Origin of the sequence: Rhizobium sp. AN68, assembly GCF_030758035.1 — a bacterium.
In the GTDB taxonomy this organism is placed as follows: Bacteria; Pseudomonadota; Alphaproteobacteria; order Rhizobiales; family Rhizobiaceae; genus Agrobacterium; species Agrobacterium tumefaciens.
This window is the reverse complement of record NZ_JARWMI010000003.1, coordinates 1,855,641-1,881,214: the sequence shown is the minus strand read 5'-3', so window position 1 is coordinate 1,881,214 and position 25,574 is coordinate 1,855,641. Positions and strand designations below refer to the sequence as shown.

Annotated in this window: 21 protein-coding genes, 1 other RNA gene and 2 pseudogenes; 10 read left to right on the top strand and 14 right to left on the bottom strand. The window is 58.6% G+C overall.

All coding sequences use genetic code 11. The features are described 5' to 3' along the window. Positions 1 to 124 precede the first annotated feature (124 nt). Positions 125 to 361: a DUF2164 domain-containing protein gene (locus RBH71_RS22320; RefSeq protein WP_003513169.1), complete on the top strand. Its 237-nt coding sequence runs from the start codon at positions 125 to 127 to the stop codon at positions 359 to 361. A gap of 7 nt (positions 362 to 368) precedes the next feature. Here RBH71_RS22320 and pncA read toward each other — a convergent pair whose 3' ends face one another. Further along, positions 369 to 995: a bifunctional nicotinamidase/pyrazinamidase gene (gene pncA / locus RBH71_RS22315; protein ID WP_003513167.1), complete on the bottom strand. Its 627-nt coding sequence runs from the start codon at positions 993 to 995 to the stop codon at positions 369 to 371. 455 nt (positions 996 to 1,450) lie between these two features. On the opposite strand from pncA, the gene RBH71_RS22310 reads away from it, so the two are divergent. Then, positions 1,451 to 2,737 carry a DUF2778 domain-containing protein gene (locus RBH71_RS22310; RefSeq protein WP_003513165.1) on the top strand — a complete coding sequence of 429 codons (1,287 nt, stop codon included), beginning with the start codon at positions 1,451 to 1,453 and terminating at the stop codon, positions 2,735 to 2,737. Between the two features lie 51 nt (positions 2,738 to 2,788). On the opposite strand, the gene RBH71_RS22305 is transcribed toward RBH71_RS22310, so the two are convergent. From RBH71_RS22305 to RBH71_RS22290, 4 genes are all read right to left on the bottom strand, one after another. After that, positions 2,789 to 3,214, bottom strand: a complete 426-nt coding sequence (locus RBH71_RS22305; RefSeq protein WP_003513163.1) for a DMT family transporter — start codon at positions 3,212 to 3,214, stop codon at positions 2,789 to 2,791. Continuing rightward, on the bottom strand, positions 3,211 to 3,693 hold the full coding sequence (locus RBH71_RS22300) for a DMT family transporter (protein ID WP_003513161.1): 483 nt from the start codon (positions 3,691 to 3,693) through the stop codon (positions 3,211 to 3,213). Before RBH71_RS22300 ends, RBH71_RS22305 begins: the two co-directional genes overlap by 4 nt. A gap of 110 nt (positions 3,694 to 3,803) precedes the next feature. Continuing rightward, a complete protein-coding gene (locus tag RBH71_RS22295; RefSeq protein ID WP_003513160.1) occupies positions 3,804 to 4,634 on the bottom strand; it encodes an alpha/beta fold hydrolase in 831 nt (276 codons plus the stop codon). Next, positions 4,631 to 5,569, bottom strand: a complete 939-nt coding sequence (locus RBH71_RS22290; protein WP_003513158.1) for a choline ABC transporter substrate-binding protein — start codon at positions 5,567 to 5,569, stop codon at positions 4,631 to 4,633. The genes RBH71_RS22295 and RBH71_RS22290 overlap by 4 nt, the downstream gene beginning before the upstream one ends. A 101-nt stretch (positions 5,570 to 5,670) precedes the next feature. Here RBH71_RS22290 and betI point away from each other — a divergent pair, with 101 nt between their 5' ends. Further along, positions 5,671 to 6,267: a choline-responsive transcriptional repressor BetI gene (gene betI / locus RBH71_RS22285; protein ID WP_003513156.1), complete on the top strand. Its 597-nt coding sequence runs from the start codon at positions 5,671 to 5,673 to the stop codon at positions 6,265 to 6,267. Positions 6,268 to 6,430: 163 nt separating this feature from the next. On the opposite strand, the gene RBH71_RS22280 is transcribed toward betI, so the two are convergent. The 3 genes from RBH71_RS22280 to RBH71_RS22270 all read right to left on the bottom strand — a co-directional run bounded on the left by RBH71_RS22280 (position 6,431) and on the right by RBH71_RS22270 (position 10,333). Next, complete coding sequence (locus tag RBH71_RS22280) at positions 6,431 to 7,243, bottom strand: glycosyltransferase family 25 protein (RefSeq protein WP_003513152.1); 813 nt, start codon at positions 7,241 to 7,243, stop codon at positions 6,431 to 6,433. 103 nt (positions 7,244 to 7,346) lie between these two features. Then, positions 7,347 to 9,821, bottom strand: a complete 2,475-nt coding sequence (locus RBH71_RS22275; protein ID WP_111801007.1) for an ATP-dependent helicase — start codon at positions 9,819 to 9,821, stop codon at positions 7,347 to 7,349. A gap of 101 nt (positions 9,822 to 9,922) precedes the next feature. After that, entirely contained in the window at positions 9,923 to 10,333 is a 411-nt protein-coding gene (locus tag RBH71_RS22270; RefSeq protein WP_003513149.1) for a carboxymuconolactone decarboxylase family protein, read from the bottom strand. Positions 10,334 to 10,558: 225 nt separating this feature from the next. On the opposite strand from RBH71_RS22270, the pseudogene RBH71_RS22265 reads away from it, so the two are divergent. Both RBH71_RS22265 and RBH71_RS22260 read left to right on the top strand, forming a co-directional pair. Continuing rightward, positions 10,559 to 11,724: pseudogene (locus RBH71_RS22265) on the top strand (efflux RND transporter periplasmic adaptor subunit). After that, complete coding sequence (locus RBH71_RS22260; RefSeq protein WP_003513144.1) at positions 11,721 to 14,870, top strand: efflux RND transporter permease subunit; 3,150 nt, start codon at positions 11,721 to 11,723, stop codon at positions 14,868 to 14,870. Before RBH71_RS22265 ends, RBH71_RS22260 begins: the two are co-directional and overlap by 4 nt. A gap of 54 nt (positions 14,871 to 14,924) precedes the next feature. Here RBH71_RS22260 and RBH71_RS22255 read toward each other — a convergent pair whose 3' ends face one another. Next, complete coding sequence (locus RBH71_RS22255; protein ID WP_141566654.1) at positions 14,925 to 15,827, bottom strand: hypothetical protein; 903 nt, start codon at positions 15,825 to 15,827, stop codon at positions 14,925 to 14,927. Between the two features lie 295 nt (positions 15,828 to 16,122). On the opposite strand from RBH71_RS22255, the gene RBH71_RS22250 reads away from it, so the two are divergent. Both RBH71_RS22250 and RBH71_RS22245 read left to right on the top strand, forming a co-directional pair. Continuing rightward, entirely contained in the window at positions 16,123 to 17,535 is a 1,413-nt protein-coding gene (locus RBH71_RS22250; RefSeq protein WP_003513138.1) for an FAD-binding oxidoreductase, read from the top strand. A gap of 91 nt (positions 17,536 to 17,626) precedes the next feature. Continuing rightward, positions 17,627 to 21,328, top strand: a complete 3,702-nt coding sequence (locus RBH71_RS22245; RefSeq protein ID WP_003513136.1) for an AsmA-like C-terminal region-containing protein — start codon at positions 17,627 to 17,629, stop codon at positions 21,326 to 21,328. A 119-nt stretch (positions 21,329 to 21,447) separates the two neighbouring features. Here the strand turns inward: RBH71_RS22245 and RBH71_RS22240 are convergent, their stop codons facing one another. The 5 genes from RBH71_RS22240 to ssrA all read right to left on the bottom strand — a co-directional run bounded on the left by RBH71_RS22240 (position 21,448) and on the right by ssrA (position 23,702). After that, positions 21,448 to 21,777, bottom strand: a complete 330-nt coding sequence (locus RBH71_RS22240; RefSeq protein WP_003513134.1) for a hypothetical protein — start codon at positions 21,775 to 21,777, stop codon at positions 21,448 to 21,450. Between the two features lie 236 nt (positions 21,778 to 22,013). Beyond that, a complete protein-coding gene (locus tag RBH71_RS22235; RefSeq protein ID WP_003513131.1) occupies positions 22,014 to 22,223 on the bottom strand; it encodes a ribbon-helix-helix domain-containing protein in 210 nt (69 codons plus the stop codon). A gap of 116 nt (positions 22,224 to 22,339) precedes the next feature. After that, positions 22,340 to 22,543 carry a DUF4169 family protein gene (locus tag RBH71_RS22230; protein WP_003513129.1) on the bottom strand — a complete coding sequence of 68 codons (204 nt, stop codon included), beginning with the start codon at positions 22,541 to 22,543 and terminating at the stop codon, positions 22,340 to 22,342. A gap of 44 nt (positions 22,544 to 22,587) precedes the next feature. Continuing rightward, positions 22,588 to 23,100, bottom strand: a complete 513-nt coding sequence (locus tag RBH71_RS22225; protein WP_003513127.1) for an SspB family protein — start codon at positions 23,098 to 23,100, stop codon at positions 22,588 to 22,590. Between the two features lie 229 nt (positions 23,101 to 23,329). Continuing rightward, positions 23,330 to 23,702: a transfer-messenger RNA gene (ssrA, locus tag RBH71_RS22220) on the bottom strand. A gap of 141 nt (positions 23,703 to 23,843) precedes the next feature. Between ssrA and RBH71_RS22215 the strand changes: the two genes are divergently transcribed. From RBH71_RS22215 to RBH71_RS22205, 3 genes and pseudogenes are all read left to right on the top strand, one after another. Beyond that, positions 23,844 to 24,152: a DUF2853 family protein gene (locus RBH71_RS22215; protein WP_003513125.1), complete on the top strand. Its 309-nt coding sequence runs from the start codon at positions 23,844 to 23,846 to the stop codon at positions 24,150 to 24,152. A gap of 93 nt (positions 24,153 to 24,245) precedes the next feature. Further along, complete coding sequence (locus RBH71_RS22210; RefSeq protein WP_003513123.1) at positions 24,246 to 25,040, top strand: thymidylate synthase; 795 nt, start codon at positions 24,246 to 24,248, stop codon at positions 25,038 to 25,040. Then, positions 25,037 to 25,563 (top strand): annotated as a pseudogene (locus RBH71_RS22205) (dihydrofolate reductase). The gene RBH71_RS22210 and the pseudogene RBH71_RS22205 overlap by 4 nt, the downstream one beginning before the upstream one ends. Positions 25,564 to 25,574 lie beyond the last annotated feature (11 nt).

Here is a 25,574-nt window from a genome sequence, read left to right as displayed (position 1 = left end):
TTGCATGAATGGATCGATTGATTCCCTTGAAGCTTCCGTTACGGTAACGCCGATACGCAACGTCGGACGGAAGGCCTCACCCGGTTTTTGCTCCCCGCCCAAACGATTGAATAATGGAGGATCAATGCTGGAGAAGCAGGACAGGGCCGTGCTGGCCGCGCGTGTTCGGGAGTATCTGGCCCGGGAGACCGAAACCGAGATCGGCTTGCTTCAGGCGGAAATCTTCGTCGACTTTCTGGCCGAAGAAGTCGGATATGTCTTCTACAATCAGGGGCTCAAGGATGCGCATGCCGCTATCCTGCGGCGTTTGGAGGATGCAGCAGGCGATATCGACGTGCTGGAGAAGCCGAGGCTGCGATGACCGGCCCTCAGTCGCGCAAAATGTCGCGGCTTTTGAGGATGGTGGCGCCTTTTTCCCGCATGGCCGCAATCGACGCCTGTATACCTTGGGGATCGATGCCGCGGCTGGCATCCTCGATGAAACGAACCTTGACGCCAGACAGCATGTCGAGGGCATCGAGCACCGAGAAACTGACGCAATAATCGGTGGCGAGCCCGCATATGTCGAGCTGGGTTACGCCTTGGCGCGTCAGATAATCGGCAAGACCTGTCGTTGCCCCCTGATCATTGTCGCGAAAGGCGGAATAGCTGTCGACGGCGGGATTTTCGCCTTTCTGCTGGATATAGTCGAAAGCCTCCGTCTTGAGGTCGGGATGGAATTCCGCATCCGGCGTGCCCTGCACGCAATGGTCGGGCCACATCATCTGCGGTTTGCCGGAGAGTTCACCCATATCGAACGGCTTCTTGCCGACATGCTGCGAGGCAAAGCTACCGTGATTTTCCGGGTGCCAATCCTGCGAGGCGACGATCAGATCGTAACCGCCATTGTCGATCAGGGCATTGGCGACGGGCACGATCCGGTCGCCATCGGCGACAGCCAGATTACCGCCCGGACAAAAGCCGTTCTGGATATCGATGAGCAGCAGCGCCTTCATGATTTGCCTCCCTTATTTCCGGCAGGATGCCAAGCCGGCAGCAACGGATCAAGTGCCCTTACCAGCTTTGTGTGTGCTTGACGGCTGATGGCATAGATTTGCTCCGTCGCAGTCCTGCCGCATTTACAGCAAATTTCCGGCAAAGTCGGAATTTACCTGACGATGCGGCGACGTAAACTTTAAAGGCCGATGACGCCCTGCGGGGCATTTTCCGGGAAAAGGCGATGCAGATGCATGCCCAGCCCGCGCAAGTCATTGTTTTGCCTTCGCCCGATAATGCGCAGACCTTAACGAATTATTTTTGCAGGGACTCGTAAACACTTTGGTTACCATAATTCGTCATGCTTCGAACCAGTCAGTTCCGAAATCGGCCGGGTGTCCGCCCGCTGTTCGGATGCCCCAAAATCCCTCCGGCTTTGCCCGGGTGTGCGTGAACGGTTCGAGTAACGAGTATCATGGCGTATTCTGCTGCGGCTTATAATGGCGCCGGTCTTGCCGGTTCGTCTTGCCTCAAGAGAGGCAAATCCTTTTCTCTTGGCCGAATGTCCGCTCTGCTTGGCGGTGGTGCCTTTGCCGGTCTGTTCGCCTTCGCTGCCTTCGCCTCGCTTCACACGATGGCGGCCGCATCGCATGGTGTCGGGCAGTTTGAGAAGACGCTGGTGGCGAGGCTGGAGTCTGGCGAGGCTGCGATTTCCGGCGCAGCCGCACGCGATATCCACGTCCGCAAATTTTCCCGTCTGAGCGACCACAGCCATGGCCCGCAGAAGGCGGTTCGCCTTGCCGGCATCATGCCCGAAATCGGCGAGAAGGAGTTCCGCGAGCGTTTTGGCGCGGCTGCGAACGCGAAGGGGCAGGCGACAGTCAAGGAACTTGCAGCGCTGCGGCCCTCCGCCATCGTCGATTCGGCGCTTGGACGCACCGCAGAGGTCGCCTATCAGAGCGCCGCATCGCAACATCCGGCATTTGAAGTGGCATTAGGGCGCCCGCAGATCGAGGAAGAGGCGAGCAGCCTGCTTCCGGACGACGTCCCTTTGCCAAGCTTCCGGCCCGAGGTTGCGGCTGCCGAAACGGTGGAGCCATCACCCCGCCCCGCCGTTCTAGCGAAGACCGATGAACACCCGGCAGCCGTTGCTTCCGCACCTGCTTTCGATGCGCCGGTGCCTGCGCGTGCACCCCAGCAGCCGCGGCAGGGCACGGCCGGCATGCTCGCCTTTGCAAAACCTAATAATCCGGTGCGCGAGCCGAGCAAGATGGATGCGGTTCCGTGGCCGGATCGCGGCAACGGCACGGCGATCTACGATATTTCCTCCGGCCTGGTTCATATGCCGAACGGCGAAAAGCTCGAGGCACATTCGGGCATCGGCAAGATGCGCGACAACCCGGACTATGTTCATGTGAGAATGCGCGGCTCGACGCCGCCCTCCAGCTATCGTCTGACGATGCGCGAGGCGCGGTTCCATGGCGTCGAAGCAATCCGTCTGACGCCGGAAAATGGCGTCAATCCGCATGGCCGCGACGGTCTTCTCGCCCACACCTACATGCTGGCGAAACGTGGTGAATCGAATGGCTGCGTTGTGTTCCGCGATTACTCCCGGTTCCTTGCGGCCTTCAAACGTGGCGAAGTCAAGCGCATGGTCGTGGTACCGAAGCTGAATGGTGGTCGCCCGACGCTCGCAAGCAGCGGTGGCAAGAGTGGCGGCAAGACCCTGCTCAGCATGTTCTCACGCGACAGCGATACCTGATTTACGCTTTCCCGGACGTAAAACCGCTGCACATTTTTCCGGAGAGATGCCCTAGCGGCCGCGACGCTGGGTCAGCACCATGCCGGCGAGAATCAGCAGAATGCCGAGTGCGCTCGCCCAGAGTTTCGGCGGCTGATCGCTGAAAAAGTCGAGCACGACGCTTGAGACCATCTGGCCGCTGATGACGAGAAGTGCGGTATTGACCGCGCCGATGCGGGGGATGAGCCAGCTTCCCGAAGCGATGAAGACAACACCGATGGGGCCACCGATAAAGGCAAGCCACGGCGCGTCGGCCGCGCCCGGCGGAATGAGGCCGCCGACGATGAGGCCGATGACGGTCAATACCCCGAAACCGACGATATGGTTCCAGAACGAGGCGATCAGCGGTGAGTTCGACAGGCTGAGGCGGCCGTTGACCTGACGGCTCAGCGCTACAAAGACGCCGCCGGTAAACGCCATGGCTATCCAGACGATCATGCCGTTCTCCCGACAAGGATAATAAGTGCGCTGCCACAGAGAATCAGTGCCACCGCCGCCATGTCACGCAAATCCGGCCGCCGTTTGGGCAGGCCAAACAGGCCGAAGAAATCGGCCAGAAGGCTGAAGATCACCTGTCCGCCCAACCCGAGCGCGATGGTGCCGGAGAGGGCGAGCGGCGAATTGACGGCGGTGGAGGTGAGGATGACAATGGCCGCACCAATCACCCCACCGCAATAGGCCCAGAGCGGCGCCTTCGGTTTGGCCAGCGCACCCGCCTCCGTCTTCGGGCGCATGATCGCGAGATAGATCAACGCCGCCACCGTGCCGGTGCCGTGTGCAGTCCAGGAGGAGAAAAGTGCGTTACCGTAATGCGCAAGCTGGCCGTTGAAATGCACCATCAATGTCAGAAGACAGCCGCTTGCGAAGGCGGCGGCAAGGTGCAACGGGTTCAGGCGGGGATGGGTCGTTTCTGTCATGGCCAGCCAAAATATGATTATTCAGCGAAGCGTTACAACATCGGCACCTGAATCGAAATCGATTTGTCAGTTGTTTCCAGAAACATGTGCAACCAGCGCACTCCACCCTCTTACTTAGCGCAGTCTGACATAACATCCGCGAAAAAATCGGCGATCAGCGTGGATACGCCCTTCGGGTTTTCCCAATGCGGATTGTGGCCATGCCCATCGAGCGTAACGGTTTGAGCATCGGGAAAGGCGGCGGCCAATTTTCGACGATGCGACGCGCCGAAAAGGGGGTCTTCGAAACCGGCGAGGCACAGTACCGGTTTTTTTATTCTGGACGCGCTGTGATGCAGGTTTGTATCCGCAAAGCGCTCAACGACGCCATGCCAGATGGCGGCCGGCATGTTGGCGGCATCCTGTTTCATTTTCGACAAAAAATCATCGTCGACTGGCTGACTGCACGAATACCAGCCGCGCAGAAAGCCGCTATTGGGTCCGATCGGGTCCCGAAGTGCGAGAATATCTCTGGTCAACTGGCTTTCCGCGCCAAAATCCGGCTCAAGCGTTGCCGAGATGAGGGCAAGAGCCCGGATCGTGTCGCCTCGCCGGGCGGCAAGTTCGATAGTGGTCATCGCACCCATGGAGTGGCCGAGCAGAAACAGCCGTGAAATACCCAGGAGCGTTAGAAACCGATCGACCGTTTCGGCGAAATCAGCGACATGCAGGCTCTGTCCTGCCGAGGAAACACCGTGTCCGGGCAGGTCAGGGACGATGAGCCTGTATTCGCTGAAAAAAGGCTCCAGCATGGAGAAGCTGCGGCTGGTGTCCGAAAAACCATGCAGCATCAGCAGGACTGGGCCCGGACCGCCGGTGTCGATGAAAGCCAGCTGGCGACCGCGGGGCAGTTCTACATATTGCTTCCGCTTCTCCCAATCATCCTGCAATATTGCTGTCACAGGCCGATCCCCGCCTTTACGGCAGTGAGACCATCCTGCCCGTCGAACGTCGACACGCCCTTCAGCCAGGCGTCCAGTCGTTGCGGCTCATCCTTGATCGCCTGCCTTGCCGCGTCTTCCGGGGACATTCCACCGTTCATGATATAGTCCATGCCCTTGTTCTCGTACTCCACGTCGAATGCGAGATTGTCGAGCAGCTTCGCCACATTCGGGCATTCCTGCAGGTAGCCTTTGCGTACCTGCGTATCGACTGTGGCAGCGCCGAAGTCGGGCCCGTAAAATTTATCGCCGCCCGTCAGGTACTTGATGTCGAATTTGCTGTTCATCGGGTGCGGCGCCCACCCCTGGAAAACAATGAAGGACTTGTTGCGGGCGAAACGGGTTACCTGCGAAAGCATGCCCTGTTCGCTGGATTCGACCACTTCCCAATTGTGCAGTCCCAGTGCCGGATCGTTGACGGCATCCAGCATCAATTGGTTGGAGCCCGGTTCGATGCCGTAGAGCTTGCTGTCGAACTTGTCCGCGAATTTTTGCAGGTCGGAGAAATCCCTGACGCCGGCATCCCAAACGTAGGTCGGAACCGCGAAAGTGTATTTGGCGCCTACAAGATTGGTTCGGACTTTTTCGACCGATCCGTCTTCCTTGTAAGGCTTGTAGTAGTTCACCATTGCCGGGTTCCAATAGCCCAGAAAGACGTCGAGATCCTTGCTCTTCAGGCTCGTGTAGATGACGTCGATCCCGAGAAGCTGGCTTTGCGGCTCATATCCCAGTGATTTCAACAGCGACATGGCGATGCCGGTGGTGAAAGCGAGATCGTTCCAGCCCGGCTCGGCCAGTCGCACAACCTTGCAAGTTTCAGCATCCGATGCGAGCGCGGAAGTGCCGACGGTCGTCAAAACCATCGCGGCCGAAAAAACACCTGCCCATTTTTTCATTGTTCCACCTTTTTTGTCTATTGGGTCATTAGATTGACCGGTGGGACAATAATTGATCTTTACGGAAAATTTGTCAATATTGCTCACGCAAGGAGACAAAGATGCGACTGACCAAGATAAGCGATATTCGCCGGGCGGAGCTGAGGCGGGCTGCATTCGAAGTTCTTCAGCGTGAGGGAATGGCGGGTGCCACGCTTGAAAGGGTGGCGGCACAGGCAGGCGCCTCGAAAGGCATCGTGCTGCATTATTTCGCCAACAAGCAGGAACTGTTCGAGCACGCGATGCGCGAAGCCAATGTGAAGCTGAAGGAGGCCGTGGTGGCGCGCCTCAATCGGGCGGTCAGTCCGCGTGAACGGCTCGATGCGATTATCGAGGCGAATTTCGACGAGAGCTTCTTTCAGCCCTCGATCTGCCACGCCTGGCTGTCGCTTTGCGCCGAGGTTCCGCGCGAGCCGCAGCTCGCCAGGATTCAGAAAGTGATCCATGCGCGGATGCGCTCCAATCTTTTGTCGGCTTTGGCGCATCTCGTGCCGAGGCAAGACTGCGCAACTGTCGCGCTCGGGATCACTTCGCTTATCGACGGCCTCTGGTTGCGCTCAGGATTGCAGTCCGGTGGTTTGACGCGCGAGGAGGCAATGGAGCAAATGCGGGATTACCTGTCTCACAGGTTACCGCACGCAAAAGCTGGCAATCCGTAGGGAACCAGTACGCGCGCTTCGCATTATTCCACCATGAAGAAAACGACGCGCAAACCCTTGAACCGGATGACGATTTTCGTCATTTCGATTTTCACTCTCGCAGCTGTGATCGCCGCGGTCTATCTGGTTGGGTTCACGCCCGGCGAAGTGTAGGCCAGCGCAGTCAATTGCCGGTGGGAACGGTCTTGCCCTTGCCGCGCTCCAGCGCAACGGTCAGCTTGGCAACGCCAAAGCGGAGGCTGCGCATGAGGAAACGGCTGGTTTCCAGAAAAGTGCGGTAGGGCAGTACGGTGAAGTAGCGCCAGCGGGGCAGACGGTATATCCGCAGATTGTTCTGGATCTGGCTTTCCCCGTCCGCATCCTGCGTGGCGCAGAGTGGGTAGATGAAGGCTGCCTTCAGGCCAGCGAGGTATTCCAGGTCGAAGGCAATATCGTAGGCAAGCCGCATGGGGATCAGCTTCGAGATCCATTTGCCGGCGCGGCGGTTGACGAGATATGCGCCCGAACCCTTTTCCCGCGTCAACGCAATTGCGAGTGAGCGTCCGCCAACGAGCTTGCGGAACGGAAACTTGCGACCGTTGCTGACCGTGGTCAGCCGAAGCAGATCCCAGTCGCTCCCGTTCACTATCGCCTCGTCGATTGCTTCCAGGAAATCCTTTTCGAAGACGACATCGTCTTCAAGAATGAGCGCGATATCGGCATCGCTGCCCATGAACCTGTTGGCACAGGCGACATGGCTGAGATAGCAGCCGATTTCCGGCGGCGAGGTGCGGCGGCCATGCATGAGCATATAGGAAAGCTCGCTGAATTCCGGGATAGGATAATTCAGTTCACGGCCATTGACGCCTGGGACCCGCTCTGCCTTCAGCCCGATGGCGTCGAGGCGTGCGTTCATGTCCTCGAGGCGCTTGGTGGCGCTTTCCATATTGATCAGGAAAACGGCAAGCTTGCGCCCGCTTTTCGGTAAAATATGCAAAGCAGTCCTCGCCCGGTTTCTGCACCCTGTTGCAACTCCTTTATTGCAACGGCGTGACGGGGGCTATGGAAAAAACTGCATTCGCACACTCATAGTTGTCGAATCAAACCTTTTCCACAAATCCATCCAGCACACGCTTTTGTCCGGCGCGGTCAAAATCGATGGTCAATTTGTTACCCTCGATGGCGGAGATGTTGCCATTGCCGAATTTGATATGGAAAACGCGGTCTCCGACCACGAATTTCGACGGTGTGTCGGCAACCGATTTGGCCACCAGTTCGCCGTCGATCGTGCGGGCGCGGGGGCCGCTTTCGCCATAACCAATCCTCTCGACCGCATGGCCGGAGCGTGTGCCCCAGTTATCGCGGGTCGCGTCGGACTTGTTGGCCTGGGCACGTTTCCAGCCGGGGGTGGAGTAGTTGTTGGCGAAGGGCTCCGCCTTGTCGAAACGGGACTGGCCATAACCGCCGCGTCCGCCGTAACCACCGTAATTGCTGTCGGATGCCGCCACATCCACGTGCGCTGGCGGCAGTTCATCGAGAAAACGCGAGGGCAGGGTGGATTGCCACAGACCATGGATACGCCGGTTCGATACGAACCAGATATGGCATAGCTTCTTGGCGCGGGTGATGCCGACGTAGGCTAGACGACGTTCTTCCTCCAGACCGGAGCGGCCGCCTTCGTCCAGCGCCCGCTGGTGCGGGAACAGACCTTCTTCCCAACCGGGAAGGAAGACGGTGTCGAATTCCAGCCCCTTGGCGGAATGCAGCGTCATGATTGAGACGGCATCGAGATTTTCGTTCTGCTCGGCATCCATGACGAGCGCGACATGCTCGAGGAAACCGCGCAGGCTCTCGAAGGCCTCCATCGAGCGGATGAGTTCCTTCAGGTTTTCCAGCCGACCGGGTGCTTCCGCCGTCTTGTCGGCCTGCCACATGGCAGTATAGCCGCTTTCGTCCAGGATCTGCTCGGCAAGCGTGGTGTGTTCGGTGTTTTCCAGAAGCCCCTGCCAGCGGCGGAAATCCTGCACCACGTCGAACAGCGCCTTGCGCGCTTTCGGTTTCAGCTCGTCGGTCTCGATGATGTCGGTCGCTGCCGCCAGCATCGGAATGTCGCGGGCGCGGGCGTAATCATGCAGATTGCGGATGGTCGTGTCGCCCAGGCCGCGCTTGGGGGTGTTGACGATGCGCTCGAAGGCCAGATCGTCGGCCGGCTGGCAGACAAGGCGAAAATAGGCCATGGCATCGCGGATTTCGAGACGCTCGTAGAAGCGCGGACCGCCGATGACGCGGTAATTGAGGCCAAGCGTGACGAAACGGTCTTCGAACTCGCGCATCTGGAAGGAGGCGCGGACGAGAATGGCCATGTCGTTCAGCTTGTGGTTCTTGCGCTGAAGCTGCTCGATTTCTTCACCGACGGCGCGGGCTTCCTCTTCGGAATCCCAGGCCGCATGCACTACGACCTTCTCATCGTCGGGGCTGCTGCGCTCGGTGAACAGGGTCTTGCCGAGACGCCCTTCATTATGGGCGATCAGATGGCCGGCGGTGCCGAGAATATGCTCGGTGGAGCGGTAGTTGCGCTCCAGCTTGATGACCTTGGCACCGGGAAAATCCTTGTCGAAGCGCAGGATGTTGTCCACTTCGGCGCCGCGCCAGCCATAGATCGACTGGTCGTCGTCGCCGACGCAGCAGACGTTTTGCGGCTCGCCTTTGGGGCGCTGGGCAAGAAGCCTGAGCCACATATATTGCGCCGTATTGGTGTCCTGATACTCGTCCACCAGAATGTAGCAGAATTTCTGGTGGTACTCCTTCAGAATATCGGGATTGCGGCGGAAGATGCTGATGGGGTGCAGCAGAAGATCGCCGAAATCGCAGGCGTTCAGCGTTTTCAGCCGGTTCTGATAGGCCGTGTAAAGTTCGCGGCCCTTGCCATTGGCAAAGGCACGGGAATCGCCCTCGGGAATATCCGGCGGTGTCAGTCCCTTGTTCTTCCAGCCGTCAATCATGCCGGCGAATTGTTTGGCCGGCCAGCGCTTGTCATCAAGACCTTCGGCCTGGATAAGCTGTTTGATCAGCCGCACCACATCGTCGGTGTCGAGAATGGTGAAATCAGACTTCAGGCCGATGAGTTCGGCATGGCGACGCAAGAGCTTGACACCGATGGAGTGGAAGGTGCCGAGCCAGGGCATGCCCTCAACCGCTCCGCCGACCAGAACGCCAATACGTTCCTTCATCTCGCGGGCGGCCTTGTTGGTGAAGGTCACGGCCAGAATCTGGCTGGGATAGGCGCGTCCGGTCGCCAGAATATGGGCGATGCGGGTGGTCAGAACGCGGGTCTTGCCGGTGCCGGCGCCCGCAAGCACCAGAACAGCGCCGTCCAGTGTCTCCACGGCCTCGCGCTGCTCCGGGTTGAGGCCGGAAAGATAGTCGGGCGTGGGCCGGGCCTGATCGCGTGCCGCCATGGCGCGCGCGGCAATGCCAAGCCCGCCGGCGTTGCCTGCATCGGCATTGTTCGTCGCCTTGCGCGGCGCCTCAGGTTCTTCGTCGAAGAACGGCATATCGTCAAAACTGTTGCTCATGCGGCCCAATGTAGTGATTCGGTATATAAAGGCTAGAACCGTGTTCTGCTTTTATTCCGGTATCATCAGTCAAAACGCCTATTCCAAGACGTTTTTTCGTCTCAGGCCCGCCTGTCGGCATCAAAAGCCGTGTCCACCGGCAATTGCAGCGCCACGGCCAGTTGGTTGGTCTTGGCGGCAAGGGCGATGACGCGCATGAGATCGGCATGCTGTTCGCCCGTCATGCCCTTGGCTTTTGCAGCTGCGGTATGGGAGTGGGCGCAGTAGGAGCAGCCATTGGTGACGGAAACGGCGATATAAAGCATTTCTTTCACCAGCGGATCGAGCGCTGAAGGTGTGGCCATCACCGCCTTGACCTCGGCCCAGGTCTTTTCCAGAAGATCGGGATCGAAGGCGAGGTAGAGCCACATATTGTTGATGAAATCCGATTTCCGCGTTGTGCGGATATCGTCGAACACAGCCTTGACGCGCGGGTTGGCTTCAGGATTTTCGGCTTTCGTTACGGTGCTCATGCATTCCTCCCGTCATGGCTATCTCAGCTGCAGATTACCGGATTGGCGAATGTTTGCGACAGAAATGGCCGTCAGTGCGCTTTCGACGACAATTCATCACAAATTACAATTATGTAAGGAACGGATTTGTGCGTTGCCTTCGTTAAGGCATGCGGGAATACTTCTACCGTTCCGAAAAGCTCTTTTCGGGGCGGGTTTATGCTGTGCGGATAATCGGAGAATTGTATGCGGGTGTGGAAACAGGTGGGTGTCTGTCTTGCTGTGGCGGGAGCAGGACTCTGTCTTTGGGGGTTTTATTCACCCGAAGCGCGGAATCTGCTCGCGGGTATCGGCATCGGCAAAACACCTGTTGGCGCGGTCGAGGTTGCCGCATCCGGTGCCAGAACACCCGGTTCGTCATCCGGACAGAATGCCGGCGCCGCACGCCGCGATGGCAATGCGACCCTGGTGGCGATGGCTCCGGTCAAGCAGGGCACGGTCAATGACAGGCTGAACGCCATCGGCAGTGGCGAGGCCATCCAGTCGGTTGTCGTCATGCCGCAGACATCAGGCACGCTTTCGGAAATCCGCATTTCATCCGGCGCCCGCGTCGTAAAGGGGCAGGTGCTCGCGCGGCTCGATGACGAGGAGCAGGTGATCGAGCGGGACAAGGCGCAGGTTGCGCTACGCAGCGCCGTCGAAAAATCGAGTTCCTACAGTAACCTGAAATCCGTATCCCGCCTTGATGTGCTGGACGCGCAGATTGCCGAAGAAGCCGCCAAGCTTGCACTGAGCACCGCCGAGCTGAACCTCAGGCGCCGCGACATCGTCGCACCGATTGAGGGTGTTGTCGGGATCGTGGCCGCCAATATCGGCGACAATGTCACCACGCAATCTACGATCGTCGGCATTGATGACCGTTCTCAAATTCTGGTCAATTTCTGGGCGCCGGAACGGTTCGTAACTGCAATTACCGTCGGAATGCCTGTAGAGGCCACCTCGATTTCACGCCCCGGCGAGACGTTCAAGGGTGAGGTCGAGGCCGTCGACAACCGTGTCGACGCCGCAAGCCGTACCATCCGCATCCGGGCACGGTTTGCTAACGAGAAGGATGAGCTTCGGGCCGGTATGTCCTTTGGCGTCACCATGCGTTTTGCCGGAGAGACCTATGCCTCCGTCGATCCGCTGGCCGTGCAGTGGGATGCCGAAGGTTCCTATGTCTGGCGCGTGACCGACAATAAATCGGCCAAGGTGCGGGTGCAGATCGTGCAGCGTAACCCCGACGCCGTTCTCGTGAAAGCGGAACTGGCGGAAGGCGATCAGGTCGTGACCGAAGGATTGCAGCGGGTGCGGGAGGGGGTGCCGTCCGTGTCGCAAGCCAGCCGAAGCCCGAGGAGGTTGCCAGCCAATGACGACTCAGTCGCCTTCGGGTCAGGATTCCAAGCTCGCCTTCACCGCACTGTTCGTTCGCCGGCCCATTCTGGCAGCGGTTCTCAATACGTTGCTTGTGGTTGCCGGCCTTGCCGCGCTGGTTGGAGTTGAGGTGCGCGAGTTGCCGGATGTGGACCGGCCGTCCATCAGCGTCAGGACGACCTATGAAGGTGCGGCGCCCGAAACCATCGATCAGGAAGTGACGCAGACCATTGAGGGGGCTGTTGCGCGCGTCAGCGGCGTCAAATCCATCTCCTCCAATTCGCAATTCGGCACCAGCCGCGTAACGATGGAATTCGGCGACAATGTCGATATGGCCGTTGCCGCAAACGATGTGCGCGATGCCATTGGCCGCGTAACCAACCAGTTGCCTGACGATGCTGACGAGCCGCAGATCATCAAGGCGGATTCCGACAGCCAGCCGATCATGCGTCTTGCCGTCACTTCGTCCACGCTCAGCATGGAAGATCTGACCAAGCTGGTGGATGACGAAGTCATCGACCGCCTTGCCGCCGTCGATGGCGTGGCGGATGTGGAGCTTTACGGCGATCAGGAAAAAGTCTTCCGCGTCGATCTCAATCAGGCCGCACTTGCCAGCCGTGGTCTGACGGTGACGGACATTTCCACCGCGCTGGCCAGTGCCGCGCTTGATGTGCCGGCGGGATCGCTGAAAAGTTCGACGCAGGACATCGTCGTGCGCGCGACCGCGAGCCTCACGAAGCCTGAGGATTTTTCCAACCTTCTGATCAAGGACAATATCCGCCTGCGCGATGTGGCAACCGTGATGCTGGGTGCGGATGACGAATCCACCTCGCTGCGGTCCAATGGTGTGCAGGGCGTGGGTCTCGGCGTCATCCGGCAGGCGCAGTCCAATACGCTCAATATCTCCACCGGCGTGAAGGCTGCCGTCGAGGCCATGTCGGCCAACCTGCCGCAGGGTACGCGCATCGTGGTGACCAGTGACGACGCCGTCTTCATTGAAGGCGCGTTGCACGAGGTGGAACTGGCGCTTGGTCTTTCCGCGCTCATCGTGGTTGTGGTGCTCTACCTGTTCCTGCGTGACTGGCGGGCAACCCTCATTCCGGCGATCACCATGCCGGTGGCTTTGATCGGCACGATCATCGCCATCTACATGGTCGGATTCTCGATCAACATCCTTACGCTGCTCGCCATCGTTCTGGCGACGGGTCTGGTGGTCGATGATGCGATCGTGGTGCTGGAAAATATCGTGCGCCGCCGTGCGGAGGGAATGGGGCCGCGCGCTGCCGCTGTTCTCGGCACGCAGGAAGTGTTCTTCGCGGTGATTGCGACGACGGCGACCCTTGCCGCAGTGTTCATTCCGCTCTCCTTCCTGCCGGGCCAGCTGGGTGGCCTTTTCCGTGAATTCGGTTTCGTTCTAGCCTTCGCTGTCGGTCTTTCCTCCATCGTGGCCCTGACGCTTTGTCCGATGCTCGCTTCGCGGATGCTGAAAGACGGATTGAAGGAACCCACGGGACCGCTGGCGTGGTTCGGCAATGTCTTTGCCTCCACCTACAAGAAGACGCTTTCCGCCTGCCTCAACAACCCGCTCATCGTCATCATCGTTGCGCTCGTCTTTTCGGGCCTGTCTTGGATTGCCTTCGGCATGATCCAGAACGAACTGACGCCGCGCGAGGACCGCGCCTCGGTGATGATGCGTGTGACGGCGCCGCAGGGTGTCAGCCTCGACTATACGCGCGACCAGTTGCAGCGGATCGAGGAAAATCTCCAGCCGCTGCGCGACAGTGGCGAAATCCGCAATATTTACTCCATCACCGGTATGAACGGTTCCTCCAACACCGGTTTTCTGGTGCTGACGCTGGCGCCGTGGGCTGATCGCGACCGCACACAGAACCAGATTGCCGCCGATGTTACCGCTGCCGCGAACAAGGTGCCGGCGCTGCGCGGCAACGCCATGCAGCCGAACAGTTTGCGCATTCGCGGTGCGGGCAACGGCCTGCAGATGGCAATGGTCGGCAGCAATTATCAGGCACTGACGGCTGCGACGCAGAAACTACTGCTTTCCATGGAGGAAAGCGGTCTGTTCGAAACGCCGCGTTTGGACAACGAGCCCAACCAGGCGCAGCTATCCGTCTCCATCGACCGTGAGCGCGCCTCCGATCTCGGCATTGATATCACCGGCCTGTCACGCGCCATGCAATCGCTGCTGGAAGGACGTTCGGTTGTCGACGTCTTCGTGGATGGGGATGCAATCCCGGTCCGGCTGCTGTCCTCCACCCGGCCGATCAACGACCCGACCGATCTCGAAAACGTCTTCCTGAAAACAGGTGACGGCAAGATCGTGCCGATGTCGGTCATTGCCACCCTGAAGGAAAATGCGGTGGCGCCGCAGCTGAACCGCGAGCAGCAGCTTCCCTCCGTCGGCTTTACCGCCAATCTCAAGGACGGCGTTTCGCTCGGTCAGGCTTTGGAAAAGGTGAACGAGCTCTCACAATCCCTCCTGCCGCCCGGCGCCCGCCTTCTGCCGCTCGGCGAGGCGGCGACGCTTGAGGAGAATTCGAGCGGCATGCTGCTGACCTTCGGTTTTGCCATCGCCATCATCTTCCTGGTCCTGGCCGCGCAGTTCGAAAGTGTCCTGAGTTCGATCATAATCATGTCGACGGTGCCGCTCGGTCTTGCCTGCGCCGTCATCGCGCTGCTCGTCACCGGATCGAGCCTCAATGTCTATAGCCAGATCGGGCTTGTGCTTCTGGTGGGCGTGATGGCGAAGAACGGCATTCTCATCGTGGAATTCGCCAACCATCTGCGTGACCAGGGCGCCACCGTGCGCGAAGCCATCGAAAAAGCCACCAGCATTCGCCTGCGCCCGGTGATGATGACAATGATCGCGACCATTTTGGGCGGCGTGCCGCTGGTGCTGGCGCAGGGAGCAGGGGCGGAAGCACGCATCGCGCTCGGCTGGGTCATCGTCGGCGGTCTGGGTTTTGCGACGCTGGTGACGCTTTACATCACCCCGGTCTCCTACCTGCTGATTGCCCGTTTCGCCAAACCGCAAGCCGATGAGGAAATCCGCCTCCACCGCGAACTGGAACTTGCCGCGCGTCGGAAGGCGCTTGAGGAGGACAAGCAGCTGCTTGCGGCGGAATAAAAATTTATGGGCAAGCCCGAGAGCGCGACGCGCTAAGCAGATCGTGGCAGCTGATTAACTCCTGTTCGGGCTATAAATCTGGACGCCTTTATACGATAGTTCAAAGGTTCCAACGCTTACCCTGCCGTTCGCGTCCGTCTCAATCAGGTTTCCTGTTCTGTCATAACTATTGAACAGGCTGGAAATCGTCTGGTCGAGTTGATCTTTGGCTCGCTTTTTCCAGTAGTTATTGGTGTCTTCGAACATTTTAAGAACTACCCGCTGTTTCTCGGTCAGGGTTTTCGGATCGACTCCTTTGGCTTCGATTTTGTGTGTGCTGTTATAAAAATCGATCGCATTCTGTAAGGACTGTATGCTTCCCGGAATGCCCATGGCGGCATAGCCGGGGCTATCAAAATTAGCCCAGTAGGTATCATAGTCGATACCAGCGAGTGCCCAACTCTCTCTCTGTTCTCGCACGGAAGCATTGTGGTATGCTTTACTTAGCTCAGCCTGATATGCCTCTGGCGTTAGATCATGCACGCTTTCTTTCGTCATGCCCTCGGGAACGAAATTGCGAACAATGTCTTCAGGCCGCACACCTGGGGTATGCATGGCGCGGTTGAAGCGTAATTCCTCTCCCCACACATCCCGTTTGCTTGAGGCCGGGGAAAGATTGAGGCTGGTGGTTCGGATAATCTCTTCCATCCAGTCTCTATCCGCCACTGGATCCGCATTGTTCTTTGCTTCTTCAGCATCGTTATTATCTCTCTCCGGCCTCCCGTCGATCCTGCCTCTCATGTCGTAGGTAAGGTCGCCCGTTTCGTCGTCCGCGCTGGAGGCAATCAGTGCGGTCAGAGGGTCAACACCATTCGTGGCGCCGGAAGGGCTACTTGCCCGGTTTTTTTCGGGAATGTTCTCGGTCATCAGTCGAAAATAATTCGATCCTGCAAAGGGCTGACTTATAATTGTAGTCATGTTGAAACCCTGATGTTTGAATACGGACCCGTTTCTAGCCCGGCTCCGCATTCCGGTTGTAATTTATATGCATTTATGAGCATCAATGAAGAAATTCACGTATAAGATGTATACGAGCTGGAGCTTGCTCAGGGCTGGCAGTATGTGCATGCGGAAGGCCATATGAGAGGAGGTTGTTCCTACCGTCCGGGCGGCTGACCGGCTGGACAAAGCCTTAACCTTATCCCATACCACCCAACGGAATTTCGTAACGGATCGAGTCCGTTACGGCGGTATCTTGCGGTGGAGATGGACGATGGCGCTGAAAGATGTGGTCGCGGGAAAACGCAACGAGGAAGGCATCGCGTCGGTGCTTGCAGCGCTGAAGCAGCAGCTGGGTGACAAGCTCCAGACTGGGCAGGCGTTTCGCGAGCAGCACGGCCATACCACCACCTATCTGACCTTGCAGGCGCCCGACGGTGTCGTTTTTGCCGAGAGCGCCGATGACGTGAAGGCCGTGGTGAAAGCCTGCGCGCTCTATAAGGTGCCGGTCATTCCTTTCGGTACGGGGTCGTCGCTGGAAGGGCAGGTCAATGCGCCTGATGGCGGAATATGCATCGATTTCAGCCGGATGAATCGCATCATTGAGGTAAACGCCGAAGATCTTGACGTGACGGTGGAGCCGGGTGTGACGCGCGAGGACCTTAACGTCTATCTGCGTGATACCGGCCTGTTCTTTCCGATCGATCCGGGTGCCAATGCCTCTATCGGCGGCATGGCCTCCACGCGAGCCTCCGGCACCAATGCCGTGCGTTACGGCACGATGAAGGACAATGTGCTGGCCGTTACCGCCGTTGTTGCCAATGGTGAGGAAATCCGCACTGCTCGCCGCGCCCGCAAGTCGTCGGCCGGTTACGATCTGACGCGGCTTTTCGTCGGCGCCGAGGGCACGCTTGGGGTTCTGACCTCGGTTACGCTGCGGTTGCAGGGCATCCCGGAAAAGATCGCCGGTGGCGTCTGCACCTTCGACAGTATTCAGGCGGCCTGTGACGCCGTTATCATGACGATCCAGATGGGTATTCCGGTTGCGCGCATCGAACTGCTTGATGAAGTGCAGGTGCGGGCCTGCAATGCCTATTCCGGCCTGAACTACGCGGAAAAACCGACGCTGTTCGTGGAGTTCCACGGCACCGAAGAGACGGCGGCCCTGCAATCGCAGCAATTTGCAGAGATCGCGGCGGAATGCGGCAGCGTCGATTTCCGCTGGACCAGCGATGCGGCCGAGCGCAACAAGCTGTGGAAGGCCCGGCATGACGCTTATTGGGCCTCGCGGGCGCTCGCGCCGCATCTCGACGGTTTGTCCACCGATGTCTGCGTGCCGATTTCGCGGCTGGCGGACTGCGTGGTGGAAACGCAACGGGATATCAAGGAAAACGGCTTTCTGGCGCCGATCGTCGGTCATGCCGGCGACGGCAATTTCCATGTACTCATCCTGTTCGATGGCAAGGATGCCGAAAGTGTCGCCAAAACCGAAGCTTTCGTTGCGCGTCTCAATCGCCGGGCCATCGCCATGGACGGCACCTGCACCGGAGAACACGGCATCGGCCAGGGCAAGATGAGTTTTCTGGCCGAAGAATCGGGAAATGCGCTGGATGTGATGCGCGCCATCAAAACGTCTCTCGACCCCGATAACATCTTCAATCCAGGCAAACTGTTCCGTCTTGTCTGATCATTCTCACAATTGATTGGTACAAAAGGCTGCTTGCCGTTAAGGCAAATAAGAATAGGTTTGCAGCGTTCGCGAAGGGAGAAGCAGTTCAGTGCTCGGGCGTATTCTGGTTTTTCTGGGCGGACTGCTGGCCGTGGTGCTGTTTTCAGCGCTGCTCATTCCCTATTTCGTTGACTGGACGGATTTCCGCCGCGATTTCGAAGATCAGGCAAGCCGCATTCTGGGCAAGAAGGTGGTGGTGCACGGTCGCGTCGAAGCCCGGCTTCTGCCTTTTCCTTCGGTGACGCTGCATGACGTGCGCGCCGGAACGGATGCGGACGGATCGCCGCTCATTCAGGTGGCGCGTTTTTCCATGGATGCCGAGCTGGCGCCTTTCCTTTCCGGTGAAGCGCGTATCTTCGACATGCGCATCGAGGAACCCAAGGCCAAGATCCGGCTTTTGAAGGACGGCACTCTGGACTGGATGCGCGGCAGCCGGGCGGAAATTCCAGCCCGCACCGTGGTTCTGGAAAGTGTGCAGATCGAAGGCGGGCAGATCGAATTCATCGATGAGCAATCCGGCCGCAACCGTGTTGTGACGGGTCTTAACGCCGACATGTCCGCCAATTCGCTGGCCGGACCATGGAAGGCGGAAGGGCGCGCCGCCGTTGACGGGCATCCAGGCTCGTTCTCGCTGTCGAGCAGCGAGCCGGATTACGCCAATGGGCGCATGGGCCTGCGGATTCGCGTGGTGCCGGATGAACATCCGGTTGAGGTCGATCTGGACGGTGCGATTGCCGCGACTGCGGGAAAGCCCGCCTATAGCGGTTCCTTCGCCTTCAGTTTCCGTGAAGACCAAAAACAGAAGCAGCAGGGCGGGCAATCGCTGTTCTCGTCGCCGCGCACCCGCGGAAGCTTCGAACTGACGAATGAAAGCGTGCGCATACCGAGCTACCGCATGGAGCTCGGCGGCAACGAAAATCCTTACGTTGTGACCGGCGAGGCAACGCTGGATACCGGGGCCAAGCCGGAATTCCTGCTGACGGCGGATGGCCAGCAGATCGACGTCAATCGTTTCGCACCGCCCGTCGTGCAGACCGGCAAGACCTCGCGCCAGCCCACCGCCTCCGTGCGCCAGCGCATCGAGGCATTTGCCGCCATGGTCGCCCGCATTCCGGTTCCGCCGGTGCCGGGCAAGGCCAGCATCAGCCTACCGGCGCTGGTTTCCGACGACACGACAATTCGTGACATTCGGCTGGACGTGCGCCCTGATGGCAGCGGCTGGCAGGTGGTTAACGCCGTGGCAACGCTGCCCGGCAGGACGCAACTGGAAGCCAAAGGTTCCCTGACGCTGCTGGATGGTCCCGCTTTCAACGGCAATCTGCTCGTTGCCTCCAACCAGCCATCCGGGCTGGCAAACTGGCTTTCCGGTTCTGTCGATCCGGCGATCCGCCAGCTCAATGCAGCCGGTTTTTCCGCCGACGTCTCGCTGACGACGCTGAACCAGCGTTTCGACAATCTCGAGCTTGCCATTGGCGACGCCTCTCTGAAGGGGAAGCTGGAACGGCGCTCTGACGGCAAGGCCTCCAATCTTTCGATCGATCTTGCCGGTAACGAGATCGATCTCGACGCCCTGAAGGCGCTTGGCAGCCTGGCGCTCGGCGATCAGGTCGGAAGTTCTGTTCTCGACCATCGCATTGACGCCAAGTTCAAGGCCGACCGGTTCAACATGGCCGGTGTGACTGCAAATCATGTGGAAACCGCCTTCACCATGGCGGGCGGCGTTCTCTCGCTTGAAAAGATGACGGCTGGCGATATCGCCGGTGCCGAAGTCAAGGCGAAAGGGCAGTTGCAGGGGTCGTTGCTGAAATATGCGGGCAAGGGCACGGTGAACCTGCATGCGACAGACATGCAGCCGTTCTTCGCCATGCTGCAGCAGAAATTGCCTGGTCATCCGTTCCTCAGCCGTCTGGCGGCGAGTTCTCCGTGGTACGCCAATTCCGACCTTGCCATGGATGTTTCGGTCAACAGCGAAAATGGCGGCGCCAATGTCGCCGTTTCCGGCACAGTCAACGGCAGCCGTCTGTCGGCCGTGGCCAAGATGCCGGATTTCCTGTCCATCACCGATGATACGGCGATGTCGCTGGAAGGGGTTTTGAAAAACCAGTCGACGGCGATCCTGTTCGGGCAGGCAGGGCTTGATCCCCTGCCGTTCGATGCCGACGGGGAAGGGCTGCTTTCCGTCAAGCTCAACGGCACGCTCGGTTCTCCCGTCCAGACCGATATCCGTTTCTCGACGGAGCGCACGCATTTCTCGATGATCGGATCCTTTGCCGTTGCCGCCGCCAATTTCGGCGAGGGTAGTGCGGATCTGGCGCTCGAAAGCGCTGATATCGAGCCCTATCTCATCATGAACGCGGTTGGCCTGCCGCAGCTTGGTGGTGGCATGGCGCTGAAGGCGAACGGAAAAATGGCGGTGGATGCGCAGAAGATTGCGTTTTCCGCCCTCGGCGGGCAGGCGGGCGGCAACCCCTTCTCGGGCAGTCTGGCGTTCCAGCGCGCGGCCCCCCATTCCGTCACCGGTGATCTTGCCCTTCGAACCGTCGATCTTGCCTGGCTCGGAGATGCGATCTACGGACCGGTGATCGACCCGGAAACGGGCACGCTCAACGCCAAGCCGCTGGCCATGCCGGCTTTCCCGCAACTCAAGGCCTCGCTCTCGCTGAAAGCGGAAAGTTTCGAGGCCGGTCCCTTCGGCACGGTCACGGGTCTGTCGACCAAGATCACGCATGATGATGGCAATCTCGCGCTTGATGATATCGCCGGCACCTTAATGGGCGGAAAGCTGACCGGGCGGCTTGCCATGTCCACAGGCGAGGGAGCGGGCATTTTCCGCACCAAGATCGCGGTGAACGACGCCAATCCCGAGTCGATATTGTGGGCGAATGCCAACGGCCCGGTCGCGACGGGCCGGGTTGCTATCGATCTGACCGCCGAATCGACGGGCAAAAGCGTTGGTGAAATTTTGAAATCGGCAGGTGGCTCCGGGGAAGTGCGCGCCAGCGGGCTTGTGCTCAAAGGGCTTAATCCCGGTGCCTTTCCGCCGATCCTGCAGGCGGCGGAAGGCTTACAGCAGCCGATCGACGCGCCAAAGGTTCGGCCGCTGGTGGATCAGAGCCTGTGGCAGGGCGAAATACCGCTCGGCAACGTAGCCCTGCCATTCACCCTGAATGGCGGCGCGCTGAACTTCCAGAATTTGCGCGCCGGGATCGATCCGGTGACGCTTACCGGAGATGCGACGGTCGATATTGCAGCATCGACCGTTAATGGCGATCTCGATCTTATCTTCAATCCCGGCACCGAAGTGGTCGCTGGCGCCGAACCGTCGCTGCGTCTCAACTATAACGGTCCGCTCGCCGCACCGGCTTTGACGACCGATGTTTCGGCGCTCGGCAATTATCTGTCACTCCGGGCTTTCGAAAAGGAACGCCGTCGCGTCGAGGCCATGCAGGCCAGCGTTCTCGAAAAGCAGCGCCTGCGTCGTGAAACGGCGCTTTATCGTTCTCAGGCGGCTGAACGTCAGGCTGAAAAGGAACGGGTGGAGGCGGAAGCCAAGGCCAAGGCCGAAGAGGAGGCGCGCCTGAAGGCGGCGGCAGAGGAGCGTCTGCGGCAGGAAAAGGAACAGCAGGAGCGGTTACAGCAACAGCAGCAGCAACCTGTTCCCGAGCGGCAATCAACGCCGGCCCTGACGGTGCCTCCAACTGAAGATGCGATCAGGCAACTGGCGCCCGAAAACGCTCCGGCCAATCCGTAAGTTTGCCGCGACGACGGCGCGTTTTGGGGAGAGGTTAGAGCCCGTGTCTCAGGGCGAATTTTGACGCGGTCCGGACAGCTGCCGCTTCGACCACTTTGCCAAAATTATCCGTTAGCCTGTTAAATCCAGGCTTCACGCTCGCCGAAGGGCGTGTCGGCATCAAAATTCTTGGTACCGACCCTGCTGCTTTCCCCCGACAGGCTGGGCTTGTCCGCGCTGTTGCTTGAGGAAGCCGATTTGTCGGAGCTGTTTTCGAGTGCCTCGAGCTGCGCTTGCAGCGATGCAATAGTACTCTTCAGTTCTTCCTGTGCTTTCGCTTCGGAGGTCTGGGCGAGTTCTGACTGCTTTTCGGCAATCTGCGATTTCAGTTCGGCAACGCTTGAAGACGAGGTGGATGAGGAGGAGAGGACGGAAACAGCGATGCTCGTTCCCGAAGCGGCGGAAACCATGGGTCGCCTCGTGGCGTGCGGATGAAAAGGAAAAGCTTGAAATACAAATCTGGAAGCAAGGCTACGCAGTACTGAAGCGCCTTGCAGTACAAATTAGCGCGCTAATGTTTAATGAATGCTTTCACGACATTATGAGTTTTCGGCAAGAATGTTTGTAGTTGGAGAATGGCTGGATATGAGCCGGCGCATATGCGCGCCGCTGCAGTGTCATCTTTCGATGCCACCTTGCAGCAAGCTCACCTGCTCTTCAGCCAATTCAGTACATGGACCCGAAGGGATGAGGACAGATTGCTGTCGGCTGGCCGGTTGTCGTCTATTTCCGCAAGCAGGGCGGCGAAACTGATCTTGCGCTTTTCGGCGATGATTTTCAGCTCGTCCCAGAAGGCATCCTCGAGTGAAATGCTGGTGCGGTGGCCGTGCAATGTCGTGGAGTGTTTGCGGATCATCAGATCAATCTCTCCGGCTGGTCCGGTTGGGAATCTGAATCATGTCGTGCCTGCAAGCCTCTGTTTGGCGGTGTTTTTTCCGGTCTTCCGAAAGCTTGCCCGGGCAGGCCGGCTCTTCAATCCCTGTCGGTCCTGCCATCGTCCTTTTCAAGCCGCCCCTGATCGAGCGCCTTTGCGGCTTTTTCGTTAAGGGCCGATGTGAGGTTTTTTTCCGCCTTGGTGCGACCGAAGGACAGGCGGTTCTGATCCGCCTGTTTTTCTTTTTCGCTACGGGCTTTCTGCTTCCGGAACTGACGCAGATTGACGATATCGGCGGCCATGCGGATATGTCTCCTTGAGCTTCGCGCGATCGGGCAAAAAGCCGTTATTGCTTCTTGCGGAAGGCATCCAGAGAAACGACGGAGCCTTCCTTCTTTTCCTCGCCGGACTTGGGCGTCTCCGACGTTGTAGCCGGCTTTGCCTCATGGGAAACGGGATAGGCGGTGATTTCGGCCTCTTCCAGCTCTTCCTCGTCTGCCAGGGGCACATCGAACTCAAGCTCGAAATTGACAGAAGGATCGTAGAAACCTCTGATGGCGTTATAGGGAACAACCAGCTTTTCCGGCGTATCCGAGAAGGACAGGCCGATTTCAAAGCCGATCTCCGTCACCTTCAGGTCCCAGAACTGATGCTGGATGACGATGGTCATCTGCTCGGCATATTTGGACTTGAGGTGCTGCGAAATCCGCACACCGGGCGCGCCGGTCAGAAATGTTATGAAGAAATGGTGGTCGCCGGGCAGGCGGCCGGTTGCGGCCACTTCACCCAAAACTTTGCGAATAACGCCGCGAAGGGCATCCTGTGCGAGAATGTCGTAACGGATATGATCCTGCCCCATGCGGTCCTGTCTTTCCCTTATTCGAACGTCTTTTAAAGCGCTGCGCACCAAGTGCGCCAAGGACGCTGTAACACTTTGAATCTTTGCGTAATCCGCAAGCCGGGATCAATTTCGATCCTGGCGGCTACGCATTACCCAAGTATACGCAATGTCCTGAACGGCAGCAACGGAAAAGCCGATGCTGTGTGCAAGTCAGCTATCATATAACCAATTCAGGCAAAATGGAGAAGGTGGAGGTTTCTGTTGCCAGGTACCTCCGAACCCCGCCTCACGGGGCTAACCGTGAGGACTTTAGAGCGGAATTCCCGCACCGCCATTAGGCAGCGAGAGCGTATTCCTTAGCGTTGTTGTCATTTGCAACTACACTTGTGACCCGATAACGGCGGTATCATGCCGAGCAAAAGTTCGATCTTTACGCCCTTGTCGATCCTATTTCGCCCCCATCAAAAGCCGGCCTTCATCTTGAAAAGCCGCCGGTTTTTGGTGGAGGCGCCGGGTACCGCCCCCGGGTCCAATAGGTTTATTACACCGACCGTTTATCGCCATAGCCGGGTTGCCCCGGCAAGGTTCATATAGGCGTTTCCCTTGGCGGAGAAAAGGGGCCGATGACAATTCCATGAAAAGATTTCGTGTTTGCCGCCCACAATTTAGACAATTCTTGACGACGAGGGATTGCTGACACATTCTCCCTACAACCGGTCACCACAAGCAACACCGGGCCGGGGACACACGAAGGAGTGGACATGACTGACTATCTCGCAGATGTGAAGAAATACGACGCAGCAGCCGACGAAGCGATTGTCGGCAAGATCGTCAAACATCTCGGCATTGCCCTGCGCAACCGGGATTCATCGCTGGTGTCCGCTTCCGATCCGGAAGAGCTTGCGCGTGTGAAGGCGAACTGGTGCGGCAAGAAGCTTGGCGTGACCGATGACAGCGCCGATAAGGCGATCGATGCAACCGCCAAGGCCATGGCCGCAGACCGCTCCAAGTCGCGTGTGACCTTTTATTATCTGGTGGCCAAGGAACTGGGCAAACTCCAGTCGCTCTGATTTTTTCGCGGGGATAAGCGACCCGCTGGTGATTGGTTCTGTCGCCCTGTGTTATTATATTCCCTTGATATCAGGGAATCGGCGGCAGAACACATGAAACAATATCTCGATCTTCTCCGGCATGTGATGGATACCGGCTCCGACCGCGGAGATCGCACCGGCACGGGTACGCGTTCGGTCTTCGGTTACCAGATGCGTTTCGATCTTGCGGAAGGTTTTCCGGGTCTCACCACCAAGAAGCTGCATCTGCGCTCGATCATCCATGAACTCCTGTGGTTCCTGAAGGGCGATACCAATATCGCCTATCTCAAAGAAAACGGCGTTTCCATATGGGACGAATGGGCCGATGAAAATGGTGATCTGGGTCCGGTTTACGGAGCACAGTGGCGTTCCTGGCCAGCGCCCGACGGTCGCCACATCGACCAGATCGCGCTTTTGATCGAGGCCCTGAAAACCAATCCCAATTCCCGCCGCCACATCGTTTCGGCCTGGAACCCGGCGCTGGTGGACGAGATGGCGCTGCCGCCCTGCCATTGCCTGTTCCAGTTCTATGTTTCGGATGGAAAGCTGTCCTGCCAGCTTTACCAGCGCTCGGCCGATATTTTCCTCGGCGTGCCTTTCAATATTGCTTCCTACGCACTTCTGACGCTGATGGTGGCGCAGGTCACGGGGCTGAAGCCCGGCGATTTCGTCCATACGCTTGGTGACGCGCATATCTACGCCAACCATTTCGAGCAGGCGAAATTGCAGATGACGCGGACCCCCAAGGCCCTGCCGACGATGCGCCTCAACCCGGATGTGCGAGACCTCTTCTCCTTTAAGTTCGAAGACTTTACGCTGGAGAACTACGAGGCGGATTCAACCATCAAGGCACCGATCGCGGTATGAGCGAGCCGCGCATCACCATCATCGTCGCGGTGTCGGAAAACGGCGTTATCGGCCGCGACCTCGATATGCCTTGGAAGCTTTCCACTGACCTCAAGCGCTTCAAGGCGATGACGATGGGCAAACCGCTCATCATGGGGAGGAAGACATTTCTCTCGGTGGGCGAGCGTCCTTTGCCGGGCCGGCCGCACATCATCGTCAGCCGCAATGCCGATTACAGGCCTGATGGCGTGGATGTCGTGTCGTCGCTTGAAGACGCCCTCGCGCTTGGCAAAAGCAAGGCTGCGGAACTGGGTGTGGACGAGGTTTTCGTGGCCGGTGGCGGGGAAATCTACCGTCAGGCCATGCCGTTTGCCGATCAACTTTCCGTCACCCATGTGGCCGTAAAGCTTGATGGCGACACTTTTTTCCGGAAATCGATCCCGATGTCTTTGAAAAAATCGAGGAAAATGCCGTTCCCGCCGGGGAAAAGGACAATTATCCGGTTCTGTTCACCACTTATTTGCGCAGAGCCGCGTCAAAGTGAACTATTTACCC